Source organism: Spirulina sp. LEGE 11439 (assembly GCF_059821285.1).
In genome coordinates, this window is the sequence record NZ_JCAMRX010000038.1 from 19,021 (window position 1) to 31,517 (window position 12,497).

9 protein-coding genes are annotated in these 12,497 nt (G+C 39.0%); 4 read left to right on the forward strand and 5 right to left on the reverse strand.

The window, feature by feature from the left end:
- Nucleotides 1–27 precede the first annotated feature (27 nt).
- The 3 genes from AC6RV6_RS21130 to AC6RV6_RS21140 form a co-directional block, all read right to left on the reverse strand.
- Nucleotides 28–1,500, reverse strand: a complete 1,473-nt coding sequence (locus AC6RV6_RS21130; RefSeq protein ID WP_500242858.1) for a class I SAM-dependent methyltransferase — start codon at nt 1,498–1,500, stop codon at nt 28–30.
- Nucleotides 1,501–1,544: 44 nt separating this feature from the next.
- Entirely contained in the window at nt 1,545–3,035 is a 1,491-nt protein-coding gene (locus AC6RV6_RS21135; RefSeq protein ID WP_500242859.1) for a hypothetical protein, read from the reverse strand.
- 174 nt (nt 3,036–3,209) lie between these two features.
- Nucleotides 3,210–4,025 carry a nucleotidyltransferase family protein gene (locus AC6RV6_RS21140; RefSeq protein ID WP_500242860.1) on the reverse strand — a complete coding sequence of 272 codons (816 nt, stop codon included), beginning with the start codon at nt 4,023–4,025 and terminating at the stop codon, nt 3,210–3,212.
- Nucleotides 4,026–4,085: 60 nt separating this feature from the next.
- Here AC6RV6_RS21140 and leuS point away from each other — a divergent pair, with 60 nt between their 5' ends.
- From leuS to AC6RV6_RS21160, 4 genes are read left to right on the forward strand one after another with little or no spacing between them, the layout of a single operon-like run.
- Nucleotides 4,086–6,821 (forward strand): leucine--tRNA ligase, encoded by a 2,736-nt coding sequence (gene leuS / locus AC6RV6_RS21145; protein ID WP_500242861.1) that lies wholly within the window; start codon nt 4,086–4,088, stop codon nt 6,819–6,821.
- 22 nt (nt 6,822–6,843) lie between these two features.
- On the forward strand, nt 6,844–8,031 hold the full coding sequence (locus tag AC6RV6_RS21150; protein WP_500242862.1) for a GIY-YIG nuclease family protein: 1,188 nt from the start codon (nt 6,844–6,846) through the stop codon (nt 8,029–8,031).
- Between the two features lie 29 nt (nt 8,032–8,060).
- The gene (locus tag AC6RV6_RS21155) at nt 8,061–8,360 is read left to right on the forward strand and encodes a type II toxin-antitoxin system HigB family toxin (RefSeq protein ID WP_500242863.1); all 300 of its coding nucleotides are present in this window, start codon (nt 8,061–8,063) and stop codon (nt 8,358–8,360) included.
- Entirely contained in the window at nt 8,344–8,748 is a 405-nt protein-coding gene (locus AC6RV6_RS21160; RefSeq protein WP_500242864.1) for a helix-turn-helix domain-containing protein, read from the forward strand. Before AC6RV6_RS21155 ends, AC6RV6_RS21160 begins: the two co-directional genes overlap by 17 nt.
- Before the next feature lie 90 nt (nt 8,749–8,838).
- Here the strand turns inward: AC6RV6_RS21160 and AC6RV6_RS21165 are convergent, their stop codons facing one another.
- Both AC6RV6_RS21165 and AC6RV6_RS21170 read right to left on the reverse strand, forming a co-directional pair.
- Complete coding sequence (locus tag AC6RV6_RS21165) at nt 8,839–9,714, reverse strand: alpha/beta hydrolase (RefSeq protein WP_500242865.1); 876 nt, start codon at nt 9,712–9,714, stop codon at nt 8,839–8,841.
- A gap of 132 nt (nt 9,715–9,846) precedes the next feature.
- The gene (locus tag AC6RV6_RS21170; RefSeq protein ID WP_500242866.1) at nt 9,847–12,408 is read right to left on the reverse strand and encodes a two-partner secretion domain-containing protein; all 2,562 of its coding nucleotides are present in this window, start codon (nt 12,406–12,408) and stop codon (nt 9,847–9,849) included.
- Nucleotides 12,409–12,497: the final 89 nt, after the last annotated feature.

A 12,497-nucleotide genomic window follows, 5' to 3' on the forward strand; every position in this document is an offset into this window, starting at 1 on the left:
ATTTACTGCTCTCTTTTGCAGGAAATACTAGCGATCGTTGCTCAATAAACTGACAATGTGAGAGAGTATCTTCTGGAATAATGTTGGAAGACTGGGAGGAGATCGCCACTTCTCATTATCATACTTCATAATCCGTTCGCGCAGCGCTAATTCATTAGTATCTGTAAATAAAATTGAATAATCCTCTTTTTTTACTCGTTCGAGACTAAATTCTCCTTCGGCTTGAGGAACACCATAGAATTTATTCCCAACTGCTAAGAGATTAAATCCTTGATAGTCTTCTGCGATCAACTGAATTTTTTGATAGGGATTTTGCTGCAAAAGAGTGCGTAATTCCGTTTCATTATCGGCTATAAATAAAACTGAATAATCTTTCTTTTCCACTCGTTTGAGGCTAAATTCTCCTTCAGTTTGAGGAACACCATAGAATGTATTCCCAACTGTCAAAAGATTAAATCCTTGATAATCTTCTGCGATCAACTGAATCATATCGTTAGTAGATTGACTGGGAACTAATTTGAATATATCGCAGGTCAAAAATTCATCTCTAGAGGCAACAAACTCTATCCCAGAATCTTCTCGAGAAAGTAGTTCTTGTATATTATCTGCAAAATTAATTTGACCAAAGTCTTGATTGACTCGTACAATACCGCAATCGATTAAGAAAATATTGTAACCATTTTTGCTACCAAGGAAAAAAGATTCATTCCGAAGAGGTAAATAGCTCGGGATCAGTCTTGGATTAAAGGAATAATTAATATTTTGGTATTTTCCATAAACCCTCTCACTATTTCTGACTGCCCAAAATCCTTCCATTGGTTCAAGTATTCCTAATTCTTCCATAACAGCCTGGGTCACACCGGGATGATAGCAAATTGCGCTACAGTCATAATCAATAGATTGAGCTAATAATTCTTCATGTCTTTTCCGATCGACAGGGGGTTGAGGACATTCGAGATCGTCCCCACAAAGAATACCATTACGATTAACAAGTTGCTTCGAATAGAAGATATCACCTTTGACAAATTCATACAAATGATTGCCATCAATATAAATTAAATCGAAGGATTCTTGGGGAAGTTTTGGCAGAATATCAAGGCTTGAACCTTGATGAATTACAATATTTGTCTCGATTCCTGCATTTTGTATATTACTGATAAAAAGTTGGAAAGCTCTACCTGTTCTGGCCAGTTCGTTGATAGAACAATAATGTCGGTCTAAATTAATTGGAGTATTCAAATATTTTTTCCTTGGATTATTAAAATACTCCTGCCAAGGATCGACAACATGAAGTTCCCAATTTAAGGAAGGAAACCGATTTTTTAATGTTGTTCCAATCGTAACTGTTGAGGCACCTACCCAAGATCCAATTTCCAGAATTTTTAAAGAGTGATTCTGACTACTTGTAGCAATATCAATTGCTGCTTGGGATAAATAAGCATATCTTGCTGGAGGAGATTGTATTCCAGCGATATCAATTCCGAAAATGTATCCATTCATGAATTTACGAAGATTAGGAGATAGTGAATAATTGTCTTTTGTTGCTAGCGATCGAATAGAACTGTGATAATTTGATTAATATAACCTTTTATGGTAAAGTTAATTGTATTTTTGCCAGAATCTATTTGAGGTTTTTTATACTCTGTAATTTGATGATAAATATCCGATCGCGAATCAGCGACAAAGAACATTGAATAATCTTTTCGTTCAATGCGATCGAGACTAAAATTCCCCTCTCTTTCAGGAATCGCATAGTATTTTTTATCGACTTTAATAATCCTAAATCCTTGTTTTTTCTTGATTGATTGAATTTTATAAGTATTGAGTTGAAAATGTTGATTGAATTCTAAAATTTGACGACGCACATCTGCTTCATCTATAGCCGAGAATGAGGCAGAATAATCTTGCCGTTTAATGCGATCGAGATTAAATTGTCCTTCTCCTTGAGGAATGGCATAGTATTGTTCATCAGCTTTCACAATATTGAAACCTTGATAATCTTCTACAATCAACTGAATATGTTTAGCGATTGGTTGTTTTTGTTTTTCTTGTTCTAAATCTCGATTCAGATATTCTACATAAACATTAATTTGTTCTTTTCTGACTTCATTACTAGCTCTTGCACCTGCAACTAATTTTTTGATTTTATATGACATAAACTGCTCATAAGATTCTGGTGATTCTGATAGAATTGGTAAATACATATCCATAATACACTGTCTGTATTGCGAGAAATTAACAGGTATAAAGCCTTGTCGATATGCTCTATATGTCCGGATAGGACTGCTATAAGGCCATCGAAATTGTTGTGGAATGTATAACTCATGGGTAAATTTTTCGGACGATAGATTGGTACTGTTCTCAATATATTCAATATCAAGGTTAGGATGACTTTTTTTAATATTTGTAAGCATGCCTTGACGAAATTTAGTTAGTTTTCCAGACAAAAAAAGTTTTGCTGAACCCTCTACATCTTTATCTAAGAATTTCCCTTCCTCAAAAAATGGTTCTATTGCAAAAGCTGGAACTTTGTAAAAATCACTATAAGGTTTTACTAAATCTTTTGAAGCACCAATTATTGCCGTAAAAAATGAAGCATTTTTGGCAAATTCTTCTGCTCTATTTGCCCAATAGTAAATTTCATCAACTCTTACATTAAATAACTCAAAAAGAATCTTTTTGACTAGTCGATGCGTTAATAATCCTCTGCGTTTTTTAGATAATTTTCGTAAGAAACGAGAAATTAGAAAATCGCGATGTTGAAATGTATTAAAATATAAAACTCCCTTAAAAAAATGCGCCCATTCACTGGCAACAAATATAATAACAACACCAGCAGAAGAAAGAATTTCAATTTCATCGCGTTCGTTAGAAAAATTACCGTCAATAATGTAGTTATGAGAATCTGCTCTATAGGTATCTCCGATCGCGACTGATTCGTAAATAGAATTCAGTAATTCGAGCAGATAGTCCATATAATCATCTATCCCTCTATGTCTGCCTTGGGATAAAACAATATTTGCACGCTTTAACATTGTTGAAATGGTAGATTTTGGTAGATTGACTCCGATCGGGACTTTCTATACCCTAGTGATGATTCAGCGCGATTCTCCTCTAGGAGAGGCTTCGCCAACGCGATGAGAAAGTAGTGCTATTCTACAATAATCTGTCTTCCATATCTAGAACTTTCCCGGCACGATCGCTTATATTTAACGATTTTGCCAATATTGACAGAAAAATGAATCGGCTGCTAAATAGGACTCTGGTGTACCAATATCAATAAAGATATCATCTCCGATCGCTCCATATAAATCCGAACCGACTAATTGAGGAAAAATATCTTTCTCGATTGAAAACGGAATTTTTCCCCAAGGATAGGAAAAAATATCTTTTGACAGTAAATAAATCCCTGCATTAATTAATCCTGTATTGACAGTTTGCGATTTCTCATAAAATCCAACGATCGCATTGTTTTCGTTAATCTTCACGCTACCATAGCGCTTGCTATTCTCGACTCGAGTCAGCCAGATCGCAGCCTTTGCTTGGTGGCGATCGCAGATTTCGATCAGTTGTTGGGGTTCAAATTGACATAATGAATCTCCATTCAGCACTAAAAAAGAGTGGCCTTGAATGGAAGGTAAAGCAGATTGAATTGCACCACCTGTCCCTAAAGGTTCGGATTCTCGAACATAAACAATCTCTAAATTCCACTGGCAACCATCACCAAAATAAGATTGTATGTGTTCCCCTAGATAGCCAATACTTACAATAATGCGACGAACTCCGACTCGATATAGTTCTAACAGAATCCACTCGAGAAAAGGTCGTCCTCTAACCAAAGCCATTGGTTTCGGGCGATCGCTAACAATAGGTCTGAGACGGGAACCAAGACCTCCTGCTAAGATTACGGCTTCCAATTCTAGCGGCATTTTCATAATCATGAGAGTTTGGTTATCCAAGGAAGTAGAGGCAAAGCAACTCGATCGCACTCTGCAAGGTTGGTTGGGGTTATGAGATAACACCATGTCTGCCAATTCCCTTACAATATAAAATACAACTTTGCCAACCCAGCAGGAGAGATCGTCGTGGAGTCCCGATACAACGCAGCAGAGATAGAGCAAAAGTGGCAGCAAACTTGGGCAGAGAAGGGTATCGATCGCACACCAGAAGACCCCAAAAAGCCTAAGTTTTATGCGTTGTCCATGTTCCCCTATCCCTCGGGCAACCTGCACATGGGTCACGTCCGCAACTATGTCATTACCGATGTTATTGCCCGTCTCAAGCGGATGCAAGGCTATCGGGTGTTACATCCGATGGGTTGGGATGCTTTTGGACTCCCGGCGGAAAATGCGGCGATCGATCGTGGTATTCCTCCCAGCAAATGGACGTATCAAAATATTGCCCAAATGCGGGAACAACTCAAAACCCTCGGACTTTCCCTCGACTGGGATCGAGAAGTGACCACCTGTTCCCCAGATTATTACAAGTGGACGCAATGGATATTTTTACAGTTTTATCAAGCCGGTTTAGCTTATCAAAAAGAAGCGACAGTAAATTGGGATCCCTTTGACCAAACCGTGTTAGCTAACGAACAAGTCGATAGTGAAGGGCGATCGTGGCGATCGGGAGCAAAAGTCGAACGGAAATTATTGCGTCAATGGTTTTTAAAAATTACTGAATATGCCGATGAATTGCTCGATGATTTGCAACAATTAAAAGGCTGGCCGGAGAAAGTTAAAACCTTACAAACCAATTGGATCGGCAAATCTATTGGGGCGCATGTTGAATTTAAAACCGTTGCCGGGGATGCCATTCCTATTTTTACTACGCGACCGGATACCCTTTGGGGAGCAACTTTTATGGTACTCTCTCCCGAACATCCCTTTGTTCCTAAATTAATAACAGCAGAGCAAAAAGAAGCAGTAGAAACTTATCAAAAAGAAGCCGCAGCAAAAAGCGAAATCGATCGCACGGATGACACGAAAGAAAAAACCGGCGTATTTACGGGTAGTTATGCCATAAATCCCGTTAATAATGCTCAAATTCCCATCTGGATCGCCGACTATGTTCTCATGGATTACGGTACCGGGGCAATTATGGCAGTTCCCGCCCACGATCAACGAGATTTTGAATTTGCGACTAAATTCGATTTAGAGATTAAACAAGTTGTCTTTTCAGCAGCAGATACACCCGAAAATTCCGAACCGTTAACCGAGGCATTTGTAGATAATCAAACAGGAATTCTCAACAATTCTGATGTGTTGAATGGGTTAAGCGTCCCTGATGCCAAAAAACGAGTCATTGAGTATTTAGAAGAGAAGAAAATCGGTAACGCACAAGCTAATTATCGTCTCCGAGATTGGTTGATTTCCCGTCAGCGTTATTGGGGAGTTCCGATTCCTATTATTCATTGTCCCAGTTGCGGTGCGGTTCCCGTTCCCGATGCAAATTTACCCGTACAATTGCCCGATGACGTTTCTTTTAGTGGGCGAGGTCCTTCACCTTTAGCGAAGATGGAAAACTGGGTTAATGTAAAATGTCCCAGTTGCAATGAAGATGCCAAACGCGAAACCGATACGATGGATACTTTTATCGATTCTTCGTGGTATTTCTTGCGCTATACAGATGCAAAAAATAAAGGAGAAGCTTTTAATCCAGAAAAGGTGAATGACTGGATGGTGGTGGATCAATATGTTGGTGGAATCGAACACGCGATCTTGCATTTGTTGTATTCTCGTTTCTTTACGAAAGTGTTGCGCGATCGCGGTTTATTAAAGTTTAACGAACCTTTCAAAAAACTCTTAACTCAAGGCATGGTTCAAGGGATAACCTATAAGAATCCTAAGACTAATAAATACGTTCCTTCTGCTCATGTCAGGGCAAATAATGTGAACATCGCCTATCAACGCTTAGTCGAGAAAAATGCGATCGAGGATATTACTTTCCAAAATCCCAACACCGGTCAATATTTTCAATATATTGCCACGCAACCTTCTGGGTCAAAAATCGATCTCAAAGATCCCAAAGATCCTCAAACGGGAGACACTTTGCAAATTTTCCCCGATCCCGATACGGGAGAACCATTAAAAGTCTTCTTTGTCAAGATGTCTAAATCCAAATATAATGGAGTCGATCCAAAAGAAGTTTTAAGTAAATATGGTGCTGATACAGCGCGGATGTTTATTTTATTTAAAGCTCCCCCCGAAAAAGATTTAGAATGGGATGATGCAGATGTAGAAGGACAATTTCGCTTCTTAAATCGTGTTTGGCGTTTAGTCGATGAATATGCCGACAAAAAAGGAAATTCTCAAAGTAACAAGGAACTTTCCAAAGAAGAGAAAAAGTTGCGCCGTGCCATTCATACTGCTATCAAAGAAGTCTCGGAAGATTTAGAAGGAGATTATCAATTTAATACGGCGGTTTCGGAAATGATGAAACTCAGCAATGCCTTAAATGATGCTAAGTGCAAAGAGTCTTCGGTTTATGAGGAAGGCATCGAGACTTTACTTATTTTACTGGCTCCATTTGCCCCTCATCTTGCTGAGGAATTATGGCAGAAAATTGGCGGTAAAGATTCCTTGCACCAACAAGCATGGAAGCAGCACGATCCGACAGCTTTAGAAGTAGATGAGATTGCTTTAGTCGTGCAAGTCATGGGTAAAAAACGGGCAGTGATTCAAGTACCTGCGAGTGCCACAAAAGCGGAGTTAGAAGCCTTTGCAAAAGACTCGGATAAAGTGCAACCTTATTTAGAAGGGAAGGAGATTAAGAAAGCGATCGTCGTTCCCGGTAAGTTAGTTAATTTTGTTTTGGGTAAGTAGTTTATTACTCTTTCATTGAAAAATGTCTGAAGGCTTCATTTACATCTTGTCTAACCTATCTATTCTGGAAAGTTTGAAAATTGGCAGGACATCTCGCGATCCAGAAACTCGAGCAAAAGAGCTTTCTGGAACGAGTGTCCCTACCCCTTATCGTGTTGAATACTCTAGAAAATTTAAAGATGCTGTTAGCACGGAAAAAACTGTGCATGAAACTTTACAAGAATACCGTGTAAGTTCAGATAGAGAATTTTTTGCTGTGCCGCTTTACCGCGCAATTAAAGTAATTGACGATCTGTTGATCCAAGAATTAGAGCAAGAAAAATCCGAATTACAACAAACTCATCAAAAATCAATACAAGAACTCAATGACTGTTATAAATATCAACAAGATACAGAAAATTATGTAGAATACCTAGAATCAGCCAATAAAACATATATTTCAAATTATTGGAGGATGTTAAGTGACGAATGGAAGAATTTTTTTGATTTGTATTATAATACTGAATCAATACTGTTGGTAGAATCATTTGAACAATGGGAGCAAGAATTTAAAGTTTGTGCTTTACTAGAAATGAAAGATATGATTTCAATTCTACTGAGATTGTCTGGAAAAGAACTGTTTGATGATAATATTATTCAAGATACTCTATTTTTTATTGACAAAGGTAAACATTTAAAAGATTGTCCTAAAAACATACTTAAACTTCATCACCTAGAGATAGTTTACTGTTTAAATGATGTTCTGGAAGACTTTAAAGGGGAAATGTTTGTAAAAAAATCTGAACTAGAATCTTTTAAGATATTTGTAAATATTTGCTTAACACAAAGTTTTGATTTGGATATACCTAAAGACTTGACTCCTTTGAGTATCTTTTTATCTCTTTCTTCGTTAACGATTCCTAGAAGTGCAATTAATCTACATACACTCTTAGGACTTCCAAATCTTAGAAATCTCAAAATCTTTGAAATTGATAAAGAATCTCTTCAAGTTCTAAAATCTTTGCAATATCTTGAAGAAGTTGAATTATATATTAAGTATTCAGAAGAATATAAAGAAGATATTTTGGAAATCCTTAATTTTTTTGAGTTAGAGTTAGAATATTGCAAAATTTCATTATGTCAAATTGCACAAGTGGATCGTGCTTTTTGTTTCTTAATCTCAGATTGGGAGATTGCACTGCAACAAGGAGGAAATGAATCAATGAGATAAAATCATAAAAATTATGGAGAATTTTCCCGATGCACGTTATCAGTCGAAAAAAGCTGAGAGAATTCTACAAAATACATTCAGACTGTCGAGGTGCTCTGAATAGCTGGTATAAAACAGCCAGTCAAGCAAATTGGTCGAATTTAGTAGAAGTTCAATCTGTTTATCCTCAAGCTGAAGCTGTTGGCAATTTTACCGTATTCAATATCAAAGGCAATAAATATCGCTTAATCGTAGATATTGTTTATCAAGACCAAATTATTTACATTAAATACATCTTAACTCACGCAAAATACGATAAAGAGGACTGGAAAAATGACTTTTACTTTTAACCGCGAAACTTACGGCGATTTGCTGGCTCGATATCAACCTAAAGTAATCGAAACTGAGGAAGAGAATGAAAAAGCGATCGCATTAGCCGAACAACTCTCACATCGTCAAAATCGTACTTTAGAAGAATCTTTGTTACTCAATCTTTTGATTGCTTTAATTGAAAAATACGAAGACGAACATTATCCAATGGACGGATCGACACCGCATTCAATATTGCTGCATTTAATGGAAGCAAGAAATCTAGAAGCAGCAGATTTAATCAATATTTTTGGCTCGAAAGAGATTGTTTTCGATGTTTTTGAAGAAAAATGTAAAATTAGTCAAGCGCAAGCTAAAAAATTAGCTGATTTCTTTCATGTTAATTCTAGTTTATTTGTAGAATGTTGAGAATAAATTCAAATGAAAAAGCGATCGCAATTATATCCCACGTCTGTCACTCTCGGAGATTGCGATCGCACACCCATTTACCGATTTTAGTTAATTATTGGCTTGTCGAATAAATTGCAGGATTTTTTGGCTATACAGAGGGCGATCGTAAAACAAATTTCCATTATTATGATTGGCACCTGGAACGAGCAAAAGTGATTTAGGTTGCGGCGATCGCTCATACAATGTTTGACTCATTTGCGGAGGAACATAGTCATCTTCTGCACCGTGAATATATAAAACGGGCATTTTTAGATCTGGTACTTTCTCAATAGAATCAAAACGATGTCTGAGGAGAAAATTAATCGGAAAGAGACGAAAATGAAAGGAACGCCGACTCATATCCAGCAGAGAAGTAAAGGAATTCTGGACAATTAAACCCGCCGCTTGCGATTGTTTTTTTGCGAGTTCGATCGCGATCGCACCACCAAGGGAATGTCCGTAAATGAAAATGCGATCGGCGGGAATTTGACGCTGTTCTCGCAAATAATTCCAAGCGATTTCTGCATCTTGATAAACTTGCTGTTCTCCCGGAAATTCTCCCTCGCTGCGTCCGTATCCTCGATAATCAAATAAGAAAACCGATAAACTCAGTTTTTGAAAATAATGCGCTTGACGGATATTCGTGCTAATATTTCCTCCTTTTCCATGCAGATAAAGCAATGTTCCCCAAGGAGAATAACTCGACTCTAAAAACCAGCCGTGCAAATGCTCTATTTTCCCGTTATTCTCAACAGGAATCCACACTTCTTCATAAGAGGAAAGATTTAAGGCTTCAGGCGTTAATTCGATCGCGGACATGGGATTAAAAATAAAGCGCCGTTGATGGAGAAACAACAGCCATGCGATCGCACTGTAACCCAATAGCGTTAATATCATCAAAATTTGCAAACTCTTCCCCAACCACCCCCAACATCGTCGCGCCATTGTCATTTCCTCTAAATTTGTCAGCAGTCTACAAATACAAGGGGGGAAATTCCCGAAAGCGATCGCGTTTGATTTGCGATCGCTGATTAATGTTAGCGCGATTTTGTTGCAGAATCGTATAGCAAAATTCTTTTACTCTTCAATAGTCAAAAGCGATCGCACCTCTTCTCTTGCTACGATTTCACAACTCTCATTATCTGTGGTTTCGTTATTAACAGTGCTACAACCTGAAGCGTCGCGTTCTAAATTTTGTCCGGCTGCGATCGCATCTGTACTTAAACTAAAAGTTGGTGTGGCAACTTCTGCAACAGTTCCCGTATCCAGTTCAGGAATAGTTGCACTAAAATCTCCATCTCCCAGCAAAACGACAACCGTGGGGGGAATATTTGCTGCCATAATACCGATAATTCCTTCCGTCCCGCTTCCCGTCGATCCGAGGGTTTTATTGACTGTAAAAGTCGTATCTTCGAGTAAATTGATAGAAATTAAAGTCGAACCGCTTCCTGCTTCAATAGGATTGGGATCTCCGGCAAAAGTGAGAACAATTTTTCCAGTTGGAAGTGTATCGACATTGGTTTGAGTCACACCCCCTTCATTGCCCAAAACGACATTAGCAGGAGTAGCGAGAAGACTGGTCGGTGTTGTCACCAATTGTCCCGTTGCATTTCCAGCACCAGAGGCTTTATAGGAATTAATATTTAAAACTTCTCCATCAAAGGGATTAATAGCACGGAAACGAGCCGCAGTAATGGCGATCGTACTGCCTTGAGCTTTCCCCGTTCCTCCCGAGTGAATCCAACCATTCAGAGTAATTAAACCATTATTAGCTGTTACTACAACTTGCCCGGCATTGCCACCATTAAAATAACCACTGATAATCTCATTGCTTTTATTAGAACCTATCGTAATATTACCATTGGTACTGGTTAAAGCGATCGCGCCATTGGCGTTAATTCCTTGAATTTGAAGATTATTGGCGGCTTGTAAGGTTACAGTACCATCAATTCCTGTTATACCTCCATTGACAGTAATGCTACCTCCCGTACTGGTCAAACTAATATTTCCCGTGCCTATTCCTAGAATGCTTTGAACGATAATATTTCCTCCTGCACTCATGGTCAGAGTATTACCAAAAGAAAACTCTAAATTTTCTCGAATGGTAATATTGCTGCCAGCTTGTAAAGTCAAATTTTGATTTAAGAGATCGAAGGCATCTAGAGAGACACCGGTATCAAAAATAATATCTCTTGTTGCTTGTAAAGTTACATTTCCAGTTAAACCTTGAAGAGTCGCATCATCGATTTCAAAAGTAGTTGCTCCACCATCTGCAAATAAAATTTGTTGGTCGCCTAGCTCTGCATTATTGTCTGCGACAAAATCATTGGGTTCGATAATAATATCTTGGGGATCGAATAAGATCGTGCCGTTTTGTCCGACTGATGCACCTACATCAACATCGCCAGTGAAGAGAAGATTTTCTTTCCCAGAAATCTCCACAAATCCACCATCGCCGGAAATCGCCCCCCCTTTGGCACTGATTTCCCCGTGAAATTGAGTGGTTTTATCCGCCCAAGCGATCGCACTACCGCCATTTCCTTCTAAAAGAGAATCGGCTAAAATCAGAGCATCAGCACTGACGTAAGTATAGTCGGCATTATAAACACCCTCTTGTCCTTGATAACCTCCCCCCAGTCGCACTTTTCCGCCCCCAAAATCTCCCGAAGCATCCAACAGGGCATTATCCACCAAAGCCACGCGATTGCCCAAAATGTCGATCGTTCCTCCTATTTCTGACGTAACATCAAGCGTTCCTGTTGCGATCGCTGTTCCCGCTAAAGTAGGAATAATCGTTCCTGCGAGGGTTTGTACGTTGTTCCCGACAACGGCTAAATTCGTTTCTATATCGGGCTGTTTTCCCGTCAATAACTCCGGCAGATCGAGGGCATCAAACGCAGTCATATTTCCCTTTCTATCCCGAGGCGGTTCAATTTCTAAACTTAAGAGAGTTCCCATACGAGAAATCCTCACTAAACTCGTTCCCGGTATCGCTGCGATCGCAATATTTCCTCTCTCTGCGGTTAATGTTCCCGTATTGACAACCATGCCCCCCGTCAGGGTTAAATTGTGTCCCTCTCCCACTGCCAAATTCCCCGCATTAACGATCGATCCGGGTTGGGCGAGATCGAAGGCAAATTGATTGGGATCGCCGTTCAAAGCCTTATAATCATTCGTTCCCATTGCCTCAAACCAATTGCCATTGAAGCCAATTCCTGTAGCCGTCGTGGCGAAAAAATCCCCTCCAACATTTAAACTTGCCCCTTGCCCAAAAATGATGCCTGCTGGGTTCATTAAATATAAGTTGGAGTTTCCACCTGTTACTTGAATTAGCCCATTAATAATGGAAGCATCTCCCCCCGTAACTCGTCCGAGAATGTTGCGAATTTGCGGACTCGAGAGAAAATTGGCGATTTCGTTAGCATTTAAACCAAATCGGTCAAAACTGTGAAAAAGATTCTTTCCATCTCCTGAAAGCATTCCCCCTTCAATATCAAAGCGATCGCCTATTTGCGTAATTTGCGTTTCCGTGCCATCTGTAGCGGGAGTTATAGCGATCGCTCTCCCCGTCATACCCGCAAGTAGCGCGATCGCTAAAACTGGAGAAAAATATCGAAGAACCACTTGACAAGCGCTCATTTTTGCCTCTTAAAAAATACCATTACGGAATGATTCCGCCGATCTCGGCAGGATTTGAGGGATGCACGCGAATATCAATACAGAAGAAT